Source organism: Stenotrophomonas sp. YJH_SMC_6, assembly GCF_059371335.1.
The window spans coordinates 42,126-63,660 of the sequence record NZ_JCAFUM010000008.1 but is presented as its reverse complement, the minus strand read 5'-3'; the positions used below and the strand labels follow the sequence as shown (position 1 = coordinate 63,660).

The following is a 21,535-nucleotide window of genomic DNA, read 5'->3' as shown; positions in this document are numbered from 1 at the left end:
AAAGCGATGCACCGGTTGTTGCAGGGGGTAGTGCCGGCCGCTGGCCGGCAACCGCTGTTGGTAGATGCCGACCCTGGTCGGCGCTGTGGGTTTCGTGCCAACCAAGGTTGGCACCCACCAGAGCGATGTGTCGGTAGTGCCGACCGCGGGCCGGCAACCGCTCCCGGTATCAGAGCAGCCCTTCGCGCTTCACCGCCAGATAGCGCTCCACCAGTGCACCGGGCAGGGCGTCGGCGGTCACGTCCAGCACCATCACCTTCTCGCTGCGCAGCGCATCATGCGCTTTCGCGCGCTGCTGCAGGTACAGCGCCGCGGCGCCGGCCTGGGCCGCGTCCTCCAGCGACTGCACCTCATCATCGAGGACGGCATCCAGTTCGCGCTCGCGCAGGCTGGCCACGCACACCAGGTGGCGTTTCTGCAGCAGGCGCACCGCCGCCAGCAGATCCTCGATGTCTTCGTCGCGCACGTTGCTGACCAGCATCACCAGCGCGCGCCGGCGCTGGCGCAGCGACACTTCGGTGGCGGCGGCCAGGTAGTCGGTGGCCACCGCGCGCGGCTGCAGGTCGTAGCTGGCACGCAGCAGGTGCTCGACGGTGCCCATGCCACGCTGCGGTGCCACCCAGCGGCGCTCGCCACCGGTGGCGAACAGGCCGGCAGCATCGCCCTGGCGCAGCGCCAGGTAGGCCACCACCAGCGAGGCATTCAATGCATGATCGAAGTGCGAGAGCCCGCCTTCGCTGGCCAGCATGCGGCGGCCACTGTCGAGCATCAGCAGCAGCTGCTGGTTCTTCTCGTCCTGGTACTCGCGCGAGACCAGCTTGCGCGCACGCGCGGTGGCCTTCCAGTCCAGCTGGCGCAGGCTGTCGCCGATGCGGTACTCGCGCATCTGGTGGAAGTCGGTGCCTTCACCGCGGCGGCGCTTCACGTGTGCACCGACCAACCGCGAGGCCTGGTCGGCGCTGAACAGGGCGAAGCGGGTGAGCGGTACGAAGTTCGGATAGACCCGCACGTCCAGCGCGGGAGGCAGCGTGCGATGCTGCCACCACAGCCGCCACGGCGAGCGCATGCGCAGGTGCACGCCTTCGAAGCGGAAGCGCCCGCGCTGCAGCGGCTGCAGGTGGTAGTGCAGGGTGGAGGCGCTGCCGGCCTTCAGGCGCACGCGCTGCGGCAGCGACTCCAGCGGCCAGCCGCCGGGGACCAGGTCGAACACCTGCACCGTCATCGATGCGTCCGCCTGCAGCCGCAGCGCGGCCTCGCGGCGCACGCCCAGTGCCAGCGCTTCGGGCAGCTCACGCTGGATCTGCGGCGATGGACGCCGCGTCTGCCGCCACAGATCCATCAACGCTGGCACGGCAATCGCCACCGCGGCCAGCGCCCAGCTCCAGCGCGGCAGCAGGCCGCCCAGCACCAGGCCACCCAGGGCGGCCCAGGCCAGCAGCAGCGCCAGCAGCAGCGGGGCCGGCCTCATCGGCGCGGTGCTTCCACCTTGGCCAGCAGTGCACCCAGCACGTCGTCGGCGTCCTGGCCTTCGATCTGCAGTTCCGGTGCCAGCGCGATGCGATGGCGCAGCGCGGGGCGCGCGATGTCGCGCACGTCGTCGGGGGTGACGAAGTCACGGCCGGCCAACACCGCCTGCGCGCGCGAGGCACGTACCAGCGCGATGCTGCCACGCGGGCCAGCGCCGACCGCGATACCCGGCCACTGCCTCGTGGCCGCCACAATCCGCACCGCGTAGTCGATCACTTCGTCATCGACGGTGATCGCCGCCGTGGCGCGCTGCAGTTCCAGCAGTTCGCCGGCACCGAGCACGCGCGGCACCTGGCTCAGGTCGAAATCGCTGGCGGCGCGGCCGCTGGTGATCGCGGTCACCATGCGCTTCTCGTCCTCCAGCTGCGGGTAGTCGATCAGCACCTTCAACAGGAAGCGGTCCAGCTGTGCTTCCGGCAGCGGGTAGGTGCCTTCCTGCTCCAGCGGGTTCTGCGTGGCCAGCGCCATGAACGGCGGCGCCAGGGTGAAGGCCTTGCCTTCGATGGTCACCTGGCCTTCCTGCATCACTTCCAGCAGCGCCGACTGGGTCTTGGCCGGTGCGCGGTTGATCTCGTCGGCCAGCAGCAGGTTGGTGAACACCGGGCCGCGACGGATCTTGAAGCTCTCGCTCTTCGGGTCGTACACCGCGTGGCCACTGACGTCGCTGGGCATCAGGTCGGGGGTGAACTGCACGCGGCCGTAATCCAGTTCCAGGGCCTGTGCCAGCGCGCGCACCAGCAGGGTCTTGCCCAGCCCGGGCACGCCCTCGATCAGCACGTGGCCACCGGCCAGCAGGGCCACCAGGATCTGGTCCAGCACATCAGCCTGGCCGATGAAGGCGTGGCCGACGGCATCGCGGATGGCATCGACGCGTTCGATCAGGCGGGCGTTGGCGGCCGCCGGCAGCTCGGGGACTTCGGTCATAGCAGGGATCTCATCTGGAGCAGCAAGCGGATGCGCTCGCGCAGGGCGGAGGAATCGTGCGGCGGAGGGGGCGTGAGCGCGCTGGCAACGCGGCCTTGCGGCCACTTCAGCAGCTCGGCGATGGCCTGATCGCGCGGCGCGCCACCGAGTGCGGCGGCAATCGGTGCGCGCAGGCGCAGGCGGTGCAGGAACAGGGCGAGTACGGCCTCGTACAGGCGCGCGCCGTGGCCGAAACGCAGCAGCAGTTCACCACTGGCGCGCACGTGCTCCAGCAGCGAACGGCGTTCCAGAACCGGCGACGGCAGCAGGCTGCCGAAGCGCTGCGAGCGGCCCCACAGCCAACCCAGCAGGGCCAGCAGCAACGGTGCCCACAGCGGCCAGCCCTGATAGAACATGCGCGACCACAGCGACGGCGGGCGGCTGGCATAGACCAGCCAGACCGCACCCTTGCCGTAGTTCGGATCGAGCAGGTAGCGGGTCAGGTCGCGATGCGACGCGTCATGCAGGCCGTCGCTGGCATTGCCCCCTGCGGAGGCCAGGCGCGCCGCCGGTGAGTCCACCTCGCTGCGCATGAACTCCATGTCGGCCAGCACGCTCACCTTGCCCTGGCCATGGCGCAGGCGCGCGAACACCAGGTCGCGATCCGTGCCCCAGCGACGTTCGGCCTGCGCACTGGCGGCAAAACCCAGGGTGAAGCGACGGCCACCGCAGAATTCGACGTGGCCAGGATCGTCGTCGACATGGAACGGCTGGCAGTCGCTGCGCTGGAACAGGCTGTCCACGCCCAGCCGGTCCAGCAAGGGGCCCTGCGTGCTGCCGGCATCGTCCTCGGCCGGCGGCGGTGTACGTACCAGCAGGTGGCCGCCACCGTCGACCCAGTCCAGCAGCGCGCTGGCAACGGGCGGCGGCAGTTCGCTGCTGTCCTGCAGCAGCACCACCGTATCGTTCGGCCCCAGTGCCATCTGCTGCAGTTCCAGCCGTGGCCGCGAGTGCACGTCAATGCCATCGGCGCGCAGGGCCTGGCCGAGTACGTACAGCGGGTTGTAGGCGGCTTCGCCCTGTGGCGGCAGCCGGATCGTCTCGGTCACCCGTTCGTGCGTGCGCAGGTAGAGGATGGTCAGCGGTACACCGAACAGCACCAATGCACCGAGCAGCAGCGACCAGAACAGGCGCGGACTCATGCCTGCCACCCGTACTGCTGGCGCAGGGTATCGACCAATGCATCGAAATCGGCGCGGCTGGGCAGGCGGCCACCGTAGGCGGCGTACTGCCACATGCGCACGATGCGCGCGAACAGGTCACGATCGGTGGCATCAGGCATGCGCCGCGACGCGCGCAGGCATTGCGCTTCGGTGGCACCAGGTGGAAGCGCGATACCGCTGCGCTCGCCCACCGTGCGCACACTGGCGCGGTACAGCAGGGCCAGCGCCTGCCGCGGCCGGCCCTGGTCCCAGAGCAGGCCAGCCTGGGTGGCCACGTCCGGCGGCAGCACCACCGGCAACTCCACCTGTTCCTCCAGCACCTTCGGTGCAGCGTCGGCCTTGCGCCGGCCACTGCCACGCAGCCATGGCAGCCACAGCCGCGCGGTCAGCAGCAGCACCAGCAGCAGGATGCCGAGCAGGCCCCACAGGCCCCATTCGGCCAGCCGTGCCAGCCAGGCGATGCCGTCCCTGCGCGCTTTGCGTTCACCTTTGCTGTTGGTGTCACGCTGCAGCTGCTTGTCTTCCTTCTTTTTTTCCTCGGCCTGCTCGATCGGCTTCCAGCGGGTGACCTCGCGGGTCGGGCGCTGCAGCGGGTCCTCATAGGCGCGGTTAACCGCTTGACGGAAACCGGCGGTGTCCACCGGCGTGCCACCGAAGATGGTGGCCGGCGTGTTGGCCGGGTCGATGGTCGGTTCATCGTCGTCGTCTTCGGCGGCGATGTCACTGGCGTTGGGCTTGCCCATTGCGCGCCCGGGCTCGGCATCTGCGTCCTGCGCATGCACCGGGGCGGAGACCAGCGGCAGTGCCAGGCACAGCAGCAGCGCCAGCGTCGATGCCGCCGGCAGCAGGCGATCGCGCAGTCGGCGCAGGGCGATTTCGACGTCCCAGGCTTCCATCTGCGTACGCCGGTTCAAGTACAGGCCAAAGCCCGCACCGACGAAGAACGGGCCGATCAGCGCCGAGGCCAGCCAGCAGGCCAGATTGAAACCGAAGCGTGCCCATGCCGGCGTGTCCTTGCCGATCATGTCCCAGGCCGCACGCCAGGATTCGGACATCAGGTCCAGTGGCATGAACATGAACACTGCACCGATGGCACCAGATACCAGCACCGCTTCGAACGCCATGCAGGTCACGGTCAGCACTGTCGCCGCACCTGCGGCGCCGGCAGCCACCGCACGGCGGCGTGGACCGCGCTGGCCCGGTGCGTTGCCTTCCAGCAGGTTCACCGGCAGGCACAGGCTGCGCAGCACGCTGAAGCGACGCCAGCCCAAGTAGCCCCAGGAACCAGTGTTGCCCCAGTGACGCTGCGCACGCAGGGCCGAAAGTGTGCTGACCGGTTCGCCGAAGATGCCGCGTGACAGCACATACAGCGGCGCACGCTCGAACAGTGGCTTGCACCACCACATCGCCAGCCAGGCCCAGCCGAAGGCATCCAGCCACCATCCCAGCGCGTTGAAGATCACGAACAACGGAGCACTGGCCAGCAGCCAGCTGCCCCACACGGCGCGCGCATGGCGGCGGGCGAGGGCACTGCCCAGCTCCATCGCTTCCCAGCCGCTGCGTGCACGCAGCACCACGTCCAGACGGTCAATGCGCATGGCCGCCTCCACGCCCGCCACGCCACAGCCACAGCAGCACGCCGGCCCAGAGCACTCCGGCGACGCCGAACTTGGTCCATGCGGGGACTTCGGCGATCGACGACCAGAACGCTTCGATGAAGGCTGCGGCCAGCAGCATGAACGCCACGCCCAGGCACAGCCGCGCACCGATGCGGCCACCGTCGACCAGCGCGTCCAGGCGGCTGCGCCGGCCCGGTGCCAGCAGCTTCATGCCCAGCTGCAGGCCGGCACCGCCGGCGATCACGATCGCGGTCAGCTCGAACGCGCCATGGCCGGCCACGAAGCGCCAGAATGGTCCACCGTGTCCGATGTGCTGCAGGTGGCCGGCCACCGCGCCGATGGTGACGCCGTTGAACAGCAGCACCAGCAGCGTACCCAGCCCGGCCAGCAGGCCGCTGGCGAAGGTGCGCAGGGCAATGCTGATGTTGTTGAGGATGTAGTGGCCGAACATCATCCAGTCGGTACCGCTGTCGCGGCCCAGTCGTTCGGCGGCAGGGTCGTACATGCGCTCCATCGCGGCGATCTGGCGGTTGTCCATCAACGTATGGATCAGGTCCGGGTAGACCTGTACAAGCACGAAGCAGGCGATTGCCGGCAGCGCGAACATCGCCAGCGCCACCCACATGCTGCGTGCCTGGCTGCGCACGAGCAGCGGGAAGTCGGCCACCAGGAATTCCAGCGCGGCGCGCCAGCGCGTCGGCCGTGTGCGGTACAGCACACTGTGGCCCTGCTGCATAAGCTGCTGCAGGCGCTGGACCAGCTGCGGGCTGTAACCGCGCTCGCGGGCCAGCGCCAGCTGCTGGCACAGGCGCCGGTAGCGCTGCGGGACGGCGGTATCGTCCAGTGCCAGGCCGCTGGCCTTGCGGCGCGCGCGGCGCGAGGCGCCGGCACGCAGCAGCAGCCACTGTTCCAGCTCCTGCCATTCCTGCTGGTAGCGGGCGACGAACTGTTCCTGTTTCATCGCCGCCCCAGCAGCCAGTTGGCCATGGCGTACAGGCGCAGCACGGCGACCTGGCCGTGGGTGCCGGTCAGGGGCTCGGCAATGCCGGCCAGCTCCTGCTGGCGTGCCGCCGACAGCCGTGGCGCGCGCTCGGCGAAGGCCATCAGCGCGGCCTGTTCCTCCGGTCGCAGTGGTTGCGGCGGGGCCAGCACGCTGTCGATGGTGGGTGGCGGCGGCAGGTACAGCACAGGCGCGTGCACCACCACGGTGCCGGCCACCAGGTCGCCGAGGCGGCGGCCGTGGGGATCGAACAGGCTGCTGACCAGGCCCAGTGCATAGCCGAACGGCAGCATGTCCACCGTGCGCAGCAGGTTGCGGGTGATCGCCGCCATCCAGCCCACGGGCGCGCCATCGCGGGACAGCACGCGCAGGCCCAGCGCGCGCTTGCCCAGTGTGCGGCCCCACAGCGCCTCGCACACGATCGGGTAGACCCAGTAGACCAGGAACATCAGCACCAGGTTGAGGCCGGAGCCGAATTCGTCCAGCACCGCCAGCGGAATCGCCATCAGCACCAGTACCGCGATGCGCACGCCAAGATCGACCAGCCAGGCCATGGCCCGCGGCAGCGGTCCGGCTACCGGCAACTGGAGCAGCACACCCTCCGGCGTCACCACCTCACGGTAGGTATCGAGCATCGGTGCGGCCATCAGCGCGGTGGCCTTCGTTGTGGGCGCCGGAGTCCTCTCCGGCTGGCAACCACAGGCATGGGGGTCTCGACAGGTCCTGGTCGGGCCCAGACTTTAGCAGAGCCGCGCGGCAGCGTTGGCTGCTCAGCCCCGGTATTCGTCCTTCAGCCGCACGTAGTGGTCGGCCGAGTAGTGCAGCGACTCGATCTCCTTGTCGCTCAGGGTGCGTGCCGGCCGGGCCGGATTGCCGACCCACAGCTCGCCTTCGCCCACCACCTTGCCGGGGCCGATCACCGCACCGGCGCCGACGAAGCCATGGCGCTCCACGCGGGCACCGTCGAGGATGCAGGCGCCCATGCCGATCAGGCTGTAATCGCTGATCGTGCAGGCGTGGATGATGCAGCCGTGGCCGACGGTCACGCCTTCGCCGATCAGGGTCGGGTAGCCGGCCTTGTTGTACGGGCTGTGGTGGCTGACGTGGATGATGGTGCCGTCCTGCACGTTGGTGCGTGCACCGATGCGTACGTAATTGACGTCACCGCGGATGACCGTGCCCGGCCACACCGACACGTCGTCGCCCAGTTCCACGTCGCCGATGATCGTGCACGACGGGTCGATGTACACGCGCTCGCCGAGGATGGGCATCTTGTCGCGGAAGGGGCGCAGCGGGTTCATCGGGGTCTCCGGAAATCAGGGCGTTCGCGACGATGATACCCGTGTGGTAGTGCCGGCCGCTGGCCGGCAACCGCGCGGCACGCCTGGATTTCCGTGGTTGCCGGCCAGCGGCCGGCACTACCAGCGGCAGGTGCGGCTCTTCATTCAGGCGCGTGCTCGGCCAGCATCTGCCGGAACAGCTCATCCAGCCACGCAGCATCACCTCGTCCGGCGGGCAGCTGTGGCGCCTGCGCAGTCCGGATGGCCAGTTCACGATCGATGTAGTCGCTGATCGCCGCAATGCGCGGCCCGGCGGCGACCTCGGCGCTGGCCCGCTTGACCGCCAGCAGGGCATCGATGACTTCACGCACCGCACCGTCTGGCAGCAGCCGGTCCAGCAGATCCTCGAAGGCCATCGGCGGGGGTGTCTGTTCGTGCTCTATCCACTGGCAGGCCAGCAGTGGGCGCAGCACGTACAGGTACTTCTTGGTGCGCACCGTTTCGCCACGCAGGTAGCCGCGATGGTTCGAGCGCGCCATGTTGAAGTAGTGCCACCAGGTGCCCAGCGGTGAATGGAACGCTTTCGCTGCTTCCCACAACTGTGACACCGCCGCCTGATCCTGCTGGTAGACGATCGGCGAGCGCAGCCACTCGATCAGGGTCGGATTGGATTTTGAAACCAGTCGCAGTGCCTTGCGCAGGTCCCAGCCGCTCACGTCGAGCTCATCGTCGATCGGCAGTTCGATCACATCGCGCTGCGCTTCGCCGGGACCGGTGCTCTCGTTGACGCTGAGATACCAAGGCTGGCGATGCACGTAGATGAAGCGCGCGTCGTAGTCGCTGTCGGGCGAGGAAAAGCCCCAGCCGCGGCTGCCCGACTCGCAGGCCAGCAGCACGCGTACGTCGTAGCGCTGTTCGATGTCAGCCAGGGTGGAAAGGATGGCGGCGCGCTTGTCCGGCGCGATCGGGTGGATGTCGTCCATGCCGTCGTGATTCGTTGATGTCGAGCGTTCTCGACTGTAGCGCAGATCGAACACGCTGCGTCTGCCGGGCCAAGCCCGGGGAACGCGATCAGGGCTCGTAGCTGTAGCCCATGCCGTACACCGAACGGATCGGCTCGCCTTCCATGCCGGCGTCGGCCAGCTTGCGGCGCAGGTTGCGCACATGGCTGTCGACGGTGCGGTCGACCACCACGCGATGGTCCAGGTACAGCCGGTCGAGCAGTTCATCGCGCGCCCAGATCCGGCCTGGGGTGGCCAGCAGCGTGCGCAGCAGGCGGTACTCCACCGGCGTCAGGTCCAGGCCCTTGCCGTTCCAGGTGGCGCGTGCGGCCGGCTCGTCGATGTGCAGGCCACCGTTGGCGCGCGCACCCGGGTCCGGGCGGTAGCGGCGCAGCACCGCCATTACCCGCGCGACCACTTCGCGCGGACTGAACGGCTTGCAGATGTAGTCGTCGGCGCCGATCTCCAGGCCCAGCAGGCGGTCGATCTCTTCCACCCGTGCGGTGACCATGATGACCGGTACATCGCTGCTGGCACGCAGTTCGCGGCACAGGTCCACGCCGTCGCGCTGCGGCAGCATCAGGTCCAGCAGCACCAGGTCGGGCTGGTAGCGCGCGAATGCGTCGATCACCTGGCCACCGTCGTCCACCCACTCGCTGGCCATGCCGGCGGCGGCCAGGTAGTCGCGCAGTACCGAGGCCAGGCGTGGCTCGTCCTCGACGATCAGGATCTTCGTGGACGTGGCGGGCGACGTGCTCATGCAGGCTCCGGCAGGGTGATGACCACGCGCAGCCCGCCCAGCGGCGAGGGCGCGGCGTGGATGACGCCGTGGTGGGCGAGGATGATGTTGTGGCTGATGGCCAGGCCCAGCCCGCTGCCGCCACTGGCGCGGTTGCGCGAACTTTCCACGCGGTAGAAGCGTTCGAACACCAGTGCACACTTGTCGGGCGGAACGCCCGGCGCGGTGTCTTCCACGACCAGCTGCACGCCGGCAGGCACGCGCGCCGCCTGCACGCGTACGCGGCCACCGGCATGGGTGTAGCGCAGTGCGTTTTCCAGCAGGTTGGCCAGCACCTGCTGCAGGCGCCGCTCGTCACCGGACACCTGCAACGGCGTGGCGGGCAGGTCTTCTTCCAACGCCAGGCCTGCATTGGCGAAGCGCACGCGCATGCCATTGAGTTCGCTGCGCAGCAGCGCCACCAGGTCCAGTGGCGCGAAGCGGTACGCCAGGCCGCCGGACTGGGTCATCGACAGGTCGTGCAGGTCGTCGATCAGCTTGCCCAGCTGGCGGATCTCGCCCTGCAGGCCCACCAGGTTGGCCCGGTCCAGCGGACGGATGCCATCTTCGATCGCCTCCAGCTCGGCCCGCACCACGGCCAATGGCGTGCGCAGCTCATGCGAGATGTCGGCAATGAAGGCGCGGCGGTTGCGTTCGGTATCGTCCAGCGCCTGCGCCATCCGGTTGAAGTCGTTGACCAGCGCGTCCAGCTCATCGTCACTGGTGCGCTCGATGCGGGTGGCGTAGTCACCGGCGGCCAACCGGTGGGTGGCAGCGGCCAGCTTGGCAAGGCGCTGGCGCAGCGCACGCGATACCAGCCAGGCCAGCAGTACCGTCACCAGCAGTAGCGCGATGCCGATCACCCACCAGGCGCGCACCTGGGTGTTGTAGAAATTCAGGTCGTTGGTGGCGATGACGGTCTGGAACGGCACCATGCCCAGCCAACCGACGGTCTGCCCGTCCACCTGCACCGCATGCGGCTCGTCATCGCTGGTGGCGTCGGGGTTGCCGGCCACGAAACGGTGCTGCGCGTCGAACAGGCCCAGGCGCGACGGCACGCCGGTCTGGTCGGACAGCGACGGCACCGGTCCTTCGTGCCCATGGGCCAGGTCCGGGCGCAGCAGCCGCGCCCAGCGGTCGCCATCACCGTGCAGATGCTCCCAGCCACCGTGCTCGCGGTACTCGCGCTGCAGGTGTGGCATCAGCCGCTGCATGCGCAGGTCGCCCTGGTCGTTGAGGTAGTCCAGGAAGCCGGTCTGGAAGGCCACGCGGCTGGCAATACCGTTCACTGCCAGCACCAGCAGGCAGGCGGTGAAGATCGCGAGGAAGGTCTTCGCGGTCAGGCCGAATTTGAGTTGGAACTTCGCCATCGCGAAGGCCATTAGCGGCGCATGCGGCGCCGAAAGCAAGCGCCAGCTGAGCCCGTCGCACAATCTCCATATTCTCTGCACAGTTTCACGGCAGCGTGCACGGGTCAACGCAAGGCCCCCACGCCCCCCATGTCTCTCCTGCGCCCGCTGTCCCGTTCCCCGCGTCCCCTGCTGTTGCCCCTGCTGCTGGCCCTGGCGGCCTGTTCGGCGGACAGGACCGACGCCCCGGCCATGCCCGAAGTGGGCGTCATCATCGCCAGCGCGCAGCCGCTGGCACTCCAGCAGACCTTGCCCGGCCGTGCCGTGCCGTTCGAGATCTCCGAGGTGCGGCCGCAGATCGGCGGCCTGATCCGCCAGCGGTTGTTCACCGAAGGCCAGCAGGTCAAGGCAGGGCAGCTGCTGTACCAGGTCGACCCGGCACCGTACCAGGCGGCCTTCGATACCGCCCGCGGGCAGCTGGCGCAGGCCGAGGCCACCGTGTTGTCGGCACAGCCGAAGGCCGAGCGTACCCGCGCGCTGGTGAGCATGGATGCAGCCAGCAAGCAGGACGCCGACGATGCCACCTCGGCGTTGAAGCAGGCGCAGGCCAACGTGATTGCCGCGCGCGCTGCATTGCAGGCTGCCCGCATCAACCTCGACTACACCCGGGTGACCGCCCCCATCGACGGTCGCATCGGCACCTCCAGCGTCACCGCCGGCGCGCTGGTCGCGGCCGGCCAGGATACGGCGTTGACCACCATCCAGCGGCTGGACCCGGTGTACCTGGATGTCACCCAGTCCAGCACGCAGATGCTGGCGCTGCGCAAGCGGCTCGATGCGGGCCTAGTGAAGGCCATCGATGGCAAGGCACAGGTTAAGGTGCTGCTGGAGGACGGCAGCACCTACGCGCATGAAGGCACGTTGGAGTTCGTCGGCAGCGCAGTGGATCCGGGCACCGGAAACGTGAAGCTGCGCGCGGTCATTCCGAACCCGGACGGCCTGCTGTTGCCGGGCATGTACCTGAAGGCGGTGCTGCCGATGGCCACCGACGCGCGTGCCCTGCTGGTGCCGCAGAAGGCAGTGGTGCGCAACGAACGCGGCGAACCGCTGCTGCGCCTGCTCGACGCCAAGGATCATGTGGTCGAGCGCCGCGTCAGCACCGGCCAGGTGGTCGGTAACCAGTGGCAGATCACCAGCGGCCTCAAGGCTGGCGAACGGGTGATCGTCAGCAACGGCAGCGCGGTATCGCTCGGTCAGCAGGTGAAAGCGGTGGCGGCCACGACGGCGCAGTTGGCGGCGATGCCGGCGGTCGATCCGAACGGCAACACCGACGAAAAGTCGCACTGAGGCCTGGCCCACATGGTTCGTTTCTTCATCGACCGGCCGATCTTCGCCTGGGTGATCGCCATCGCGGTCAGCCTGCTCGGCCTGCTCGCGATCCTGATCCTGCCGGTGGACCGCTACCCGCAGATCGCCCCGCCCACCATCACCATCCGCGCCACCTACACCGGCGCCTCGTCGCAGACCGTGGAAAACGCGGTCACCCAGGTCATCGAGCAGTCCCAGCAAAGCCTCGATCACCTGATGTACATGACCTCGACCAGTGCCTCCGACGGCTCGGCGCAGGTCAACCTGGTGTTCGCCACCGGTACCAATCCGGATACCGCGCAGGTGCAGGTGCAGAACCAGCTGCAGGCCGCCATGGCCACGCTGCCGCAGGCGGTGCAGCAGAACGGCCTGACCATCACCAAGTCCAGTGGTTCGATCTTCGAGGTGCTGTCGTTCACCAGCGAAGACGGCAGCATGGACAACTTCGATGTCGCCAACTTCATGGAAGCGCGCATCGATGACCAGATCAGCCGCGTCAGCGGTGTCGGCAACATCCAGCCGATCGGCCAGGAATACGCCATGCGCATCTGGCTGGATCCGGAGAAGATGCGCCAGTACGCGCTGATGCCCTCGGACATCGAGACCGCATTGCAGGCACAGAACACCGATGTCTCCGCCGGTGAGCTGGGTGGCCAGCCGGCGCTGAAGGGCCAGCAGCTCGACGCCACGGTAACCGCGCGCAGCCGCCTGCACACGCCCGAGCAGTTCGCGCAGGTGGTGCTCAAGGCCGATGCCAACGGCAGCGTGGTGCGTCTGGGCGACGTGGCAAAGATCGGCCTCGGGCCGGAAAGCTACGACAGCATCAGCACCTTCAATGGCAAGCCGTCGGCGTCGCTGGGCATTGAACTCAATGCCGGTGCCAACGCGATCGCCGTCTCCAAGGCCATCGATGCACGGCTTCAGCAGCTGCAGAAGTACTGGCCGCATGGCTACACCGCCCACGTGGCCTTCACCACCACCCCATTCGTGACCATTTCGCTGAAGGAAGTGGTGATCACCCTGATCGAAGCGATCATCCTGGTGGTGCTGGTGATGTACCTGTTCCTGCAGAACTGGCGCGCCACGCTGATCCCGACCATCGCGGTGCCGGTGGTGCTGCTGGGCACGTTCGGCGTGCTGGCTGCATTCGGGTATTCGATCAACACCCTGACCATGTTCGCACTGGTGCTGGCCATCGGCCTGCTGGTGGACGATGCCATCGTGGTGGTGGAGAACGTAGAGCGGGTGATGACCTTCGAAGGGCTGGCGCCGAAGCCGGCCACGCTGAAGGCGATGGGCCAGATCACCGGCGCGCTGGTCGGCATCGTGCTGGTGCTGACCGCGGTGTTCCTGCCGATGGCGTTCTTCAGCGGTGTAACCGGGGTGATCTATCGCCAGTTCTCGGTGACGATCGCCGCCGCGATGATCCTGTCGGTGCTGGTGGCGATGACCATCACCCCGGCACTGTGTGGCAGCATCCTGCACCAGATTCCCAAGGGCGGCCATCCGCATGGCGACCACGGTGGCGAGCCGAGCCTGCTGGGCAAGTTCTTCATCTGGTTCAACCACCGCTTCGAGCGCACCTCCAACGGCCTGCGCCATCGCGTGGATCGTTTCCTCGGCCGCCGCACGCTCGGCGTGCTGTTCTACCTGGTGCTGAGCGTGGCCACCGGCCTGTTGCTGTGGCACCTGCCGGGCGCGTTCCTGCCCGATGAAGACCAGGGCATGCTCAACGCGCTGGTGAAGCTGCCGGCCGGTTCCACGCTGGAGCAGACGCGGGCGGTGATGGATCGTCTGAGTGCCGTCGCGGTGAAGGACGACGGCGTGCTCTCGATCCAGGCCACCGCCGGTTTCAGTGTTACCGGCAGCGGCCAGAACGTCGGCCAGGCCTTCATCCGGCTGAAGGACTGGGATGACCGCAAGGACGACGCCGATACCATCGCCGCACGCTTGACGCGGGCGATGGCCAGCGTGCCCGATGCGCAGGTGTTCATCACCTCGCCACCGGCCATCCTGGGCCTCGGCGATGCGGGTGGCTTCACCCTGGAACTGCAGGACGAAGGCGGTGCAGGCCATGCCGCCGCCGTGGCCGCGCGCAACACGCTGCTGAAGGAAGCCGCCAAGGACCCGAAGCTGGTCAACGTGCGCTACGCCAGCCTGGAAGACGCGCCGGTATACGCGGTGAAGGTGGACGACGCCAAGGCGCAGGCGATGGGCGTGAACCCGCAGGACGTCAATGACACCTTGAACGCGGCGTTGGGCGGCGACTTCGTCAACAACTTCATCTACAAGGGCCGCATCAAGAAGGTGTTCATCCAGGGCACCGCCGAAGCACGCATGCAGCCGCAGGACATCGAGCGCTGGAGCGTGCGCAACCAGGCCGGGCAGATGGTGCCGCTGTCGTCGTTGATCAGCACGCATTGGACCAGCGCGCCGGCCGCAGTGCAGCGCTACAACGGCATCTCGGCGATGGAAATCACCGGCCAGCCGGCACCGGGCGTCAGCTCCGGCGAGGCGATGGCCGAGATCGCGCGCCTGGCCGACACGCTGCCGGAAGGCTTCAGCCATGCCTGGTCGGACATGGCCTACCAGGAACAGCTGTCGGGCAACCAGGCGCCGATGCTGTACGCCATCTCGCTGCTGTTCGTGTTCCTGTGCCTGGCCGCGCTGTATGAAAGCTGGGCGGTGCCGTTCGCGGTGATGCTGGCGGTGCCGGTGGGCATGTTCGGCGCCGTGCTGATGATGAACCTGCGTGGCCTCAACAACGACGTGTACTTCCAGGTCGGCCTGCTGACCACGATTGGTCTGGCAGCGAAGAACGGCATCCTGATCGTCGAGTTCGCGCGCATCCTCGAACAGCAGGGCAAGAGCACCCGCGAAGCGATCCTGCAGGCGGTCTACCTGCGGCTGCGGCCGATCGTAATGACCTCGCTGGCGTTCCTGATGGGCGTACTGCCGCTGGTGTTCGCCACCGGCGCCGGTTCGGCTGCGCGCCGTTCGCTGGGTACCGGCGTGGCCGGTGGTACGGTTGCCTCGATGGTGCTGGGCATGTTCTTCGTGCCGTTGTTCTACCTGCTGGTGCGCCGCCTGTTCCCGGGCCGCGCGCCGGCCGACGCCACTGTCCCGGAGACAAGCCCATGAAGCCGATGCTGCTGCGCGCCCTGGCGGCCGCAACGATGACCACCGTGCTGGGCGGCTGCGTGAGCATGGCCCCGCACTACCAGCGTCCCGAGGCACCGGTGCCGGCGCAGTTCGGCAATGCTGCCATCGGCGCGGCCGAACCGGCACTGGCGATGCCGGCCTGGCGCGACGTGTTCCTGGAACCGCGCCTGCAGCAGGTCATCGCGCTGGCGCTGCAGAACAACCGCGATCTGCGCGTGGCGGTGCTGCAGGTGGAGAAGGAGCGCGCGCAGTACCGCATCCAGCGCGCGGCACTGCTGCCGTCGGTGGATGCCAGCGGCAGTGTCACCCGTTCGCGGGTGAGCGATGCCAACAGCGAGACCGGCGTCACCCAGGTGACCGAATCCGATGCCGTGCAGGTGGGCATCAGCAGCTGGGAGCTGGACCTGTTCGGGCGTATCCGCAGCTTGAAGAACGAGGCGCTGCAGAACTGGCTGGCCAGCGCCGAGAACCAGCGCGCCGTGCGCACCAGCCTGGTGGCTGAAGTGGCGACGGCGTGGCTGGCGCTGGCGGCCGACGAGCAGTCGCTGGCATTCACGCAACAGACGCTGGACAGCCAGCAGCAGACCCTGCAGCGCACCGAGGCCCGCCATGCACAGGGGCTGGCCTCGGGCCTGGACCTGTCGCAGGTGCAGACCAGCGTGGAAGCCGCGCGCGGGGCGCTGGCGAAGCTGCAGGCCCAGCAGGCGCAGGATCGCGATGCATTGCAGCTGTTGGTGGGGGCACCGCTGGATCCGGCCCTGCTGCCAACCGCGCAGGCGCTGGATGGCAGCGTCGCATTGGCGCCGCTGCCCGCCAACCTGCCGTCCAGCGTGTTGCTGCAGCGCCCGGACGTGCTGTCCGCCGAGCATGCATTGCAGGCAGCCAACGCCGATATCGGTGCCGCGCGCGCCGCATTCTTTCCGACGCTGGCGTTGACCGCCAACTACGGCCACAGTTCCACCGCGTTGTCGACGCTGTTCTCGGCCGGCACCCGTGGCTGGTCGTTCGCGCCCAGCATCACCGCGCCGATCTTCCATGCCGGTGCACTGAAGGCCTCGCTGGATGCCTCGAAGATCGGCAAGGACATCGGCATCGCGCAGTACGAGAAGGCGATCCAGCAGGCCTTCAGTGAGGTGGCCGATGCGCTGGCCACGCGCGATCACCTGACCGCGCAGCTGGACGCGCAACGCGCGTTGGTGGCTGACAGCCAGCGCAGCTACACCTTGGCCGATGCGCGCTACCGCACCGGACTGGATGGCTACCTGCAGTCGTTGGATGCGCAGCGCAGCCTGTATGCCGCGCAGCAGGACCTGATCGCCCTGCAGCAGCAGGAGGCGGGCAACCGGGTGACGTTGTTCAAGGTGCTGGGTGGTGGCGCGGACGCGCGGTAACGCGCCCGCCAATGTGGGTGTGTCTTCCGCTCCGGTAGGTGCCGACCTTGGTCGGCACAAATGCATGCAGCATCGCGATCTGATGATTCGTGCCGACCCAGGTCGGCACCCACCAGAAGCAGGTGCGACCGCTTACGCCACGCGGCCGCGGCGCGCCCGCTCCAGGTGCACCAGCAGCAGCGAGATCGCCGCCGGGGTCATGCCCGGGATACGCTGCGCCTGGCCTATGGTCTGCGGGCGCACACGTTCCAGTTTCTGCAGTGCCTCAGCCGACAGCCCGCGCACGGTCGCATAGTCGAACGCCTCGGCGATCGGCGTGGCCTCATGCCGCTGCTGGCGCTCGATTTCCTCGCGCTGGCGATCCAGGTAGCCGGCGTACTTCACGCCGATCTCCACCTGCTCGGCCACCTTGACGTCGGCCACGGCCGGGCCCAGCGACGGCACCTGCATCAGCTGCGCGTAATCCAGCTCGGGGCGCTTGATCAGGTCCAGCACATTGGTTTCGCGGCTGACCGCCACGCCCAGCGTGTCCTGTACCTCGCGGCCCAGCGCATTGGCCGGGGTCGCCCACAGTGCGCCTAGGCGCGCGCGCTCGGCGGCGACGGCGGCCTGCTTGGTCTCGAACGCGCTCCAGCGATGGTCATCCACCAGGCCCATTTCGCGGCCGGCGGGGGTCAGGCGCTGGTCGGCATTGTCCTCGCGCAGCTGCAGGCGGTATTCGGCGCGGCTGGTGAACATGCGGTAGGGCTCGTTGGTGCCGTGGGTGATCAGGTCATCCACCAGCACGCCCAGGTACGCCTCGTCGCGGCGCGGGCACCAGCCATCCAGTCCACGTACCTGGCGTGCGGCGTTGAGGCCGGCCAGCAGGCCCTGCGCGGCCGCTTCTTCATAGCCGGTGGTGCCGTTGATCTGGCCGGCGAAGAACAGGCCGTTGATCAGCTTGGTTTCCAGGGAGGCCTTCAGCCCGCGCGGATCGAAGAAGTCGTACTCGATCGCGTAGCCGGGGCGGGTGATGTGCGCGTTCTCGAAACCACGGATGCTGCGCACCATCTCCAGCTGCACGTCGAACGGCAGCGAGGTGGAGATGCCGTTGGGGTAGATCTCGACGATGCCCAGGCCTTCGGGTTCGACGAAGATCTGGTGGCTGGCCTTCTCGGCGAAGCGCACCACCTTGTCTTCGATGGACGGGCAGTAGCGCGGACCGATGCCCTCGATCTGGCCGCTGTACAGCGGCGAGCGATGCAGCGCGTCGCGGATGATCTGGTGGGTCTGTTCGGTGGTGTGGGTGATCCAGCAGCTGACCTGCTGCGGATGCTCGTCCACCGAGCCGAGGAAGGACATCACCGGGCGCGGCGAATCACCGGGCTGTTCGTCCATCACGCTGTAGTCCAGCGAGCGGCCATCGATGCGCGGCGGCGTGCCGGTCTTCAGGCGGTCCACCTGGAACGGGCGCTCGCGCAGGCGCGCGGCCAGCGTGGTGGCCGGCGGGTCGCCCATGCGGCCGGCGGCGTACTGGGTGGGGCCCACATGGATCTTGCCGGCGAGGAAGGTACCGGCCGTCAGCACCACGGCCCCGGCGTCGAAACGCAGGCCGGTCTGGGTGATGACCCCTCGCACGGCGTCGCCTTCGATGACCAGGTCATCGACCGCAGCCTGGAACACGGTCAGGTTGTCCTGCCCTTCGACGATGGCGCGGATCGCCATGCGGTACAGGTTGCGATCGGCCTGGCAACGGGTGGCACGCACGGCCGGGCCCTTGGAGGCGTTCAACGTGCGCCACTGGATGCCGGCGCGGTCGGCGGCATGCGCCATCGCACCGCCCAGGGCGTCGATCTCCTTGACCAGGTGGCCCTTGCCGATGCCGCCGATGGCCGGGTTGCAGCTCATCGCGCCCACCGTTTCGATGTTGTGGGTCAGCAGCAGGGTGCGCACGCCGGTGCGGGCCGCGGCCAGCGCGGCTTCGGTGCCAGCGTGGCCACCGCCGATGACGATGACGTCGTAACGATGGAAGGACGGATTCATGGGGCTGTTCAGCTGGGGGCGGGCGCGGCCGGGGGGCGGCGCCGGGGTGGCGATTTTAGCGCCATTCGGGGCCGGGACGTCGGTACCGGCCGGCCGGCGCCGAAATCAGCCCTAAAGTTGGCAGGATTTTTGCAGATAACCCAATAGCACCCACCGTGGCTGGCGCCGTAGGCGCCCGTGACCGGAATTGGAACAGGGGCCGGTACAGGCGCACGGTGGGGGAGCAGAGGGCCGGCAGTCGGGGGACTGTCCGGCCCTGTTTTTTTGGGGTGCCGGGAAAGGCCCCGTCCACGCATGGCGTGGATCTACTGACGCTGGGGCTCTCGCCGGTTGGCGGCCCGGCAAAACAAACGGCCCCGCATTGCGGGGCCGTCTGCCTTCAGAGGTGCCGACATCCGACAGGGCCGGAACAGGGGGGATCCAGATGTTCCTGTCGGATATCGACGTAGAGCTTCTTGCGGCGGCTCGTGTCGTTTTTGTCACTTTGTGACGCGGGCCGTCACTGTCCGCGTAGATTGCGGCTTAGACCGTGTGAAATGCAAGACGGTTCAGCGCTCAACTGTGCGCTGCGTCGCACGATCCATGTTGCGCCAGGGGGAACCGTTCATCCTCGGCGCACTCGGTGCCGGGGCCGGGCGGGCCTGCGGTGCGGGCGCCGGCGGCTGCATGTTCGACTGCGGCGGGCGACGCATCGAATCCATGTTCCGCCACGGGGAACCGCCGTTGTACGACGGCCTCGGCGGCGGCGGACGGTTCTCGCCACCGTTGCCGGGCGGGCGCGGCGGCGGGCGGTGGTTGTGCGGCGGGCGGTAGATCGGGCGCGAGTAGTACGGGTTGCCATAGCCGCCGTAATAGCCGCCATAGCCACCGTAGTACGGGTAGCCGTAGTTGTAGGGATAGCCGGCCGGGTAGCGGTACTCCACCGACGGCGCGCCGTGGTAGTAGCCGCCACCGCGGCCACCGCCTACATAGTCGTAGGTGGTGCAGCCAGTCAGGCCCAACAACAGGCCACCGGCAAGCAACAGGCGCATTTTCATGGTGGGTCCCCCCAGAGGACGGATGTGCAGCCAGCTTCGTGCGCGGGCATTGAATCGGCCCTTAATTCGGCTGGCCAGGATGAATGGAGGCGTAGGCCTGCATGCTGGCATGACCTGTGCCCCGGTCGCCAGCGCGGGGGCATACGTTAATCTTGCGTCATGAGCGATTCACTGTTGCCCCGCGCCGATGATGTCCTGCTTGCTGCTGCGAGGATTGCCCCGCATGCCAGCGTGACCCCGGTGCTGCGCTCGCGCACGCTCGATGCGATGACCGGCGCACAGCTGGCGTTCAAGGCCGAGCACCTGCAGCGCGGTGGCGCATTCAAGTTCCGTGGTGCCTGCAATGCGGTGTGGTCGCTCGATGCCGATCGTGCCAGTACCGGCGTGGTGACCCATTCCTCCGGCAACCACGGTGCCGCGCTGGCCCTGGCCGCACGCACCCGGGGCATCCCCTGCCATGTGGTGGTGCCGGAAGGGGCGGTGGCCGCCAAGCTGGCCAACATCGCCCGCCACGGCGCCACCCTCTGGCGCTGCCCGCCGACCATCGCCGACCGCGAGGCCACCTGCGCCAAGGTGCAGGCCGATACCGGCGCAACCCTGGTGCATCCCTATACGAACCTGGCGGTGATGGCCGGGCAGGGCACCGCGGCCCTGGAACTGCTGCACAGCGACGGCCCGTTCGACGCGCTGGTGGTGCCGGTGGGCGGCGGTGGCCTGGCCAGCGGTACCGCGCTGGCCCTGCAGCACGCCAGTCCGCAGACCCGGCTGATCCTGGCCGAGCCGGCCGGCGCCGATGACACCGCGCGCTCGCTGGCCATCGGCGAGCGCCAGGGCGCGTTCACCCCGGACACCATCTGCGATGGCCTGCGTACCCTGATCGGCGCACCCAATTTCGAGTTGCTGCGCGCCGCCGGTGTCGAGGTGATCGTGATCGATGACGCCGCGACGCTGGCGGCGATGCGCCTGCTGTGGGACGTGCTCAAGCAGGTGGTGGAACCCTCTTCGGCCACCGTGCTGGCTGCGGTGCTGGCGCAGCCGCAGCGCTTCGCCGGCCTGCGCGTGGGCCTGGTGTTGTCCGGCGGCAACGTCGACCTGCCAGCGCTGCGCTGGGGGGCGGCGTGAGCCGCGGGCGGCACCGCGAACGCACCGGCCTGCTGGGCTGGTTGTGGCGGCTGTTCGTGCTGCTGGTGATCTGGCTGCTGGGCGTGACCGCCTGGATCGTCTGGGTGGGTGAACGCGACCAGGCCGCCAAGGCCGACGCCATCATCGTGCTGGGTGCGGCCGCCTATGACGCCAAGCCGTCACCGGTGTTCGAAGAACGCATCCGCCACGGGCTGGATCTGTATGAAGCACGCTATGCGCCGCTGCTGATCTTCACCGGTGGCTATGGCGGCACCGGTGCGCGCTTCTCCGAGTCGCAGGTGGCGCGGCGTTACGCGCTGAAGCATGGCGTGCCGGACGATGCGATCCTGATCGAAACCGCTTCGCGCAATACCGTGCAGAACCTGGTTGAAGCCAAGCGGCTGATGGACCAGCGCGGCCTGCACCGGGTGATCGTCGTCAGCGATCCGCTGCACATGGCGCGCGCGCTGCGCCTGAGCAAGGCGCTCGGCATCGATGCGCTGGCCTCGTCCACGCCCAGCACGCGCTTCCGCAGCTTCCACACCAGCTGGCGCTTCCTGGTGCAGGAAATCTATTTCTTCCACCGCGACCTGGTGCGCCCGCCGTTGAGTTCGCCGGCCAATACCTGAGGGCGGAAGCCTGCGTTGCGCACGGCGTCGCATTGGGTAGTGCCGGCCGTTGGCCGGCAGATGCCCCCCATGGAATCGTGAGGTTGCCGGCCAGCGGCCGGCACTACCAGACGATCAGGTCTGT

The 21,535-nt window shown here is 68.3% G+C and carries 17 protein-coding genes; 5 read left to right on the top strand and 12 right to left on the bottom strand.

Features of this window, described 5'->3' with window-relative positions:
* Positions 1-169 precede the first annotated feature (169 nt).
* The 10 genes from AC5P9N_RS10680 to baeS form a co-directional block, all read right to left on the bottom strand.
* Positions 170-1,468, bottom strand: a complete 1,299-nt coding sequence (locus tag AC5P9N_RS10680; protein ID WP_154329654.1) for a DUF58 domain-containing protein — start codon at positions 1,466-1,468, stop codon at positions 170-172.
* Positions 1,465-2,451: an AAA family ATPase gene (locus AC5P9N_RS10675; protein ID WP_005411535.1), complete on the bottom strand. Its 987-nt coding sequence runs from the start codon at positions 2,449-2,451 to the stop codon at positions 1,465-1,467. The genes AC5P9N_RS10680 and AC5P9N_RS10675 overlap by 4 nt, the downstream gene beginning before the upstream one ends.
* The gene (locus tag AC5P9N_RS10670) at positions 2,448-3,632 is read right to left on the bottom strand and encodes a DUF4350 domain-containing protein (protein ID WP_099485123.1); all 1,185 of its coding nucleotides are present in this window, start codon (positions 3,630-3,632) and stop codon (positions 2,448-2,450) included. The genes AC5P9N_RS10675 and AC5P9N_RS10670 overlap by 4 nt, the downstream gene beginning before the upstream one ends.
* Complete coding sequence (locus tag AC5P9N_RS10665) at positions 3,629-5,251, bottom strand: DUF4129 domain-containing protein (protein WP_099485171.1); 1,623 nt, start codon at positions 5,249-5,251, stop codon at positions 3,629-3,631. The genes AC5P9N_RS10670 and AC5P9N_RS10665 overlap by 4 nt, the downstream gene beginning before the upstream one ends.
* Positions 5,241-6,233, bottom strand: a complete 993-nt coding sequence (locus AC5P9N_RS10660) for a stage II sporulation protein M (protein WP_005414812.1) — start codon at positions 6,231-6,233, stop codon at positions 5,241-5,243. Before AC5P9N_RS10660 ends, AC5P9N_RS10665 begins: the two co-directional genes overlap by 11 nt.
* Complete coding sequence (locus AC5P9N_RS10655; protein ID WP_005414811.1) at positions 6,230-6,919, bottom strand: RDD family protein; 690 nt, start codon at positions 6,917-6,919, stop codon at positions 6,230-6,232. The genes AC5P9N_RS10660 and AC5P9N_RS10655 overlap by 4 nt, the downstream gene beginning before the upstream one ends.
* Before the next feature lie 123 nt (positions 6,920-7,042).
* Positions 7,043-7,573 (bottom strand): gamma carbonic anhydrase family protein, encoded by a 531-nt coding sequence (locus tag AC5P9N_RS10650; protein ID WP_099485122.1) that lies wholly within the window; start codon positions 7,571-7,573, stop codon positions 7,043-7,045.
* A 140-nt stretch (positions 7,574-7,713) separates the two neighbouring features.
* On the bottom strand, positions 7,714-8,535 hold the full coding sequence (locus AC5P9N_RS10645) for a nucleotidyltransferase domain-containing protein (protein ID WP_005414810.1): 822 nt from the start codon (positions 8,533-8,535) through the stop codon (positions 7,714-7,716).
* Positions 8,536-8,623: 88 nt separating this feature from the next.
* Positions 8,624-9,313, bottom strand: a complete 690-nt coding sequence (locus tag AC5P9N_RS10640; protein ID WP_005414809.1) for a response regulator — start codon at positions 9,311-9,313, stop codon at positions 8,624-8,626.
* Positions 9,310-10,713: a sensor histidine kinase efflux regulator BaeS gene (baeS, locus tag AC5P9N_RS10635; RefSeq protein ID WP_099485121.1), complete on the bottom strand. Its 1,404-nt coding sequence runs from the start codon at positions 10,711-10,713 to the stop codon at positions 9,310-9,312. The genes AC5P9N_RS10640 and baeS overlap by 4 nt, the downstream gene beginning before the upstream one ends.
* 117 nt (positions 10,714-10,830) lie before the next feature.
* Here baeS and smeA point away from each other — a divergent pair, with 117 nt between their 5' ends.
* Genes smeA through smeC form a run of 3 tightly spaced genes read left to right on the top strand, consistent with a single transcriptional unit; the run spans position 10,831 to position 16,601 of the window.
* Positions 10,831-12,027, top strand: a complete 1,197-nt coding sequence (gene smeA, locus AC5P9N_RS10630) for a multidrug efflux RND transporter periplasmic adaptor subunit SmeA (protein ID WP_099485120.1) — start codon at positions 10,831-10,833, stop codon at positions 12,025-12,027.
* A 12-nt stretch (positions 12,028-12,039) separates the two neighbouring features.
* Positions 12,040-15,189, top strand: a complete 3,150-nt coding sequence (smeB, locus tag AC5P9N_RS10625; protein ID WP_099485119.1) for a multidrug efflux RND transporter permease subunit SmeB — start codon at positions 12,040-12,042, stop codon at positions 15,187-15,189.
* Positions 15,186-16,601, top strand: coding sequence for a multidrug efflux transporter outer membrane subunit SmeC (gene smeC, locus AC5P9N_RS10620; protein ID WP_099485118.1), 1,416 nt, complete (start codon positions 15,186-15,188; stop codon positions 16,599-16,601). The genes smeB and smeC overlap by 4 nt, the downstream gene beginning before the upstream one ends.
* 132 nt (positions 16,602-16,733) lie before the next feature.
* On the opposite strand, the gene mnmG is transcribed toward smeC, so the two are convergent.
* Together mnmG and AC5P9N_RS10610 are read right to left on the bottom strand one after the other, a co-directional pair.
* Entirely contained in the window at positions 16,734-18,623 is a 1,890-nt protein-coding gene (gene mnmG, locus AC5P9N_RS10615; protein ID WP_099485117.1) for a tRNA uridine-5-carboxymethylaminomethyl(34) synthesis enzyme MnmG, read from the bottom strand.
* Positions 18,624-19,171: 548 nt separating this feature from the next.
* Positions 19,172-19,660 carry a hypothetical protein gene (locus tag AC5P9N_RS10610; protein ID WP_024958802.1) on the bottom strand — a complete coding sequence of 163 codons (489 nt, stop codon included), beginning with the start codon at positions 19,658-19,660 and terminating at the stop codon, positions 19,172-19,174.
* Between the two features lie 159 nt (positions 19,661-19,819).
* On the opposite strand from AC5P9N_RS10610, the gene AC5P9N_RS10605 reads away from it, so the two are divergent.
* A complete protein-coding gene (locus AC5P9N_RS10605; RefSeq protein ID WP_099485115.1) occupies positions 19,820-20,782 on the top strand; it encodes a pyridoxal-phosphate dependent enzyme in 963 nt (320 codons plus the stop codon).
* The gene (locus tag AC5P9N_RS10600; protein WP_024958800.1) at positions 20,767-21,411 is read left to right on the top strand and encodes a YdcF family protein; all 645 of its coding nucleotides are present in this window, start codon (positions 20,767-20,769) and stop codon (positions 21,409-21,411) included. Before AC5P9N_RS10605 ends, AC5P9N_RS10600 begins: the two co-directional genes overlap by 16 nt.
* Positions 21,412-21,535 lie beyond the last annotated feature (124 nt).

Excerpts from the sequence above, each read along its gene's own strand:
- AC5P9N_RS10680 (WP_154329654.1), bottom strand. The coding sequence starts at position 1,468 with ATGAGGCCGGCCCCGCTGCTGCTGGCGCTGCTGCTGGCCTGGGCCGCC.
- AC5P9N_RS10675 (WP_005411535.1), bottom strand. The coding sequence starts at position 2,451 with ATGACCGAAGTCCCCGAGCTGCCGGCGGCCGCCAACGCCCGCCTGATC.
- AC5P9N_RS10670 (WP_099485123.1), bottom strand. The coding sequence starts at position 3,632 with ATGAGTCCGCGCCTGTTCTGGTCGCTGCTGCTCGGTGCATTGGTGCTG.
- AC5P9N_RS10665 (WP_099485171.1), bottom strand. The coding sequence starts at position 5,251 with ATGCGCATTGACCGTCTGGACGTGGTGCTGCGTGCACGCAGCGGCTGG.
- AC5P9N_RS10660 (WP_005414812.1), bottom strand. The coding sequence starts at position 6,233 with ATGAAACAGGAACAGTTCGTCGCCCGCTACCAGCAGGAATGGCAGGAG.
- AC5P9N_RS10655 (WP_005414811.1), bottom strand. The coding sequence starts at position 6,919 with ATGGCCGCACCGATGCTCGATACCTACCGTGAGGTGGTGACGCCGGAG.
- AC5P9N_RS10650 (WP_099485122.1), bottom strand. The coding sequence starts at position 7,573 with ATGAACCCGCTGCGCCCCTTCCGCGACAAGATGCCCATCCTCGGCGAG.
- AC5P9N_RS10645 (WP_005414810.1), bottom strand. The coding sequence starts at position 8,535 with ATGGACGACATCCACCCGATCGCGCCGGACAAGCGCGCCGCCATCCTT.
- AC5P9N_RS10640 (WP_005414809.1), bottom strand. The coding sequence starts at position 9,313 with ATGAGCACGTCGCCCGCCACGTCCACGAAGATCCTGATCGTCGAGGAC.
- baeS (WP_099485121.1), bottom strand. The coding sequence starts at position 10,713 with ATGGCCTTCGCGATGGCGAAGTTCCAACTCAAATTCGGCCTGACCGCG.
- smeA (WP_099485120.1), top strand. The coding sequence starts at position 10,831 with ATGTCTCTCCTGCGCCCGCTGTCCCGTTCCCCGCGTCCCCTGCTGTTG.
- smeB (WP_099485119.1), top strand. The coding sequence starts at position 12,040 with ATGGTTCGTTTCTTCATCGACCGGCCGATCTTCGCCTGGGTGATCGCC.
- smeC (WP_099485118.1), top strand. The coding sequence starts at position 15,186 with ATGAAGCCGATGCTGCTGCGCGCCCTGGCGGCCGCAACGATGACCACC.
- mnmG (WP_099485117.1), bottom strand. The coding sequence starts at position 18,623 with ATGAATCCGTCCTTCCATCGTTACGACGTCATCGTCATCGGCGGTGGC.
- AC5P9N_RS10610 (WP_024958802.1), bottom strand. The coding sequence starts at position 19,660 with ATGAAAATGCGCCTGTTGCTTGCCGGTGGCCTGTTGTTGGGCCTGACT.
- AC5P9N_RS10605 (WP_099485115.1), top strand. The coding sequence starts at position 19,820 with ATGAGCGATTCACTGTTGCCCCGCGCCGATGATGTCCTGCTTGCTGCT.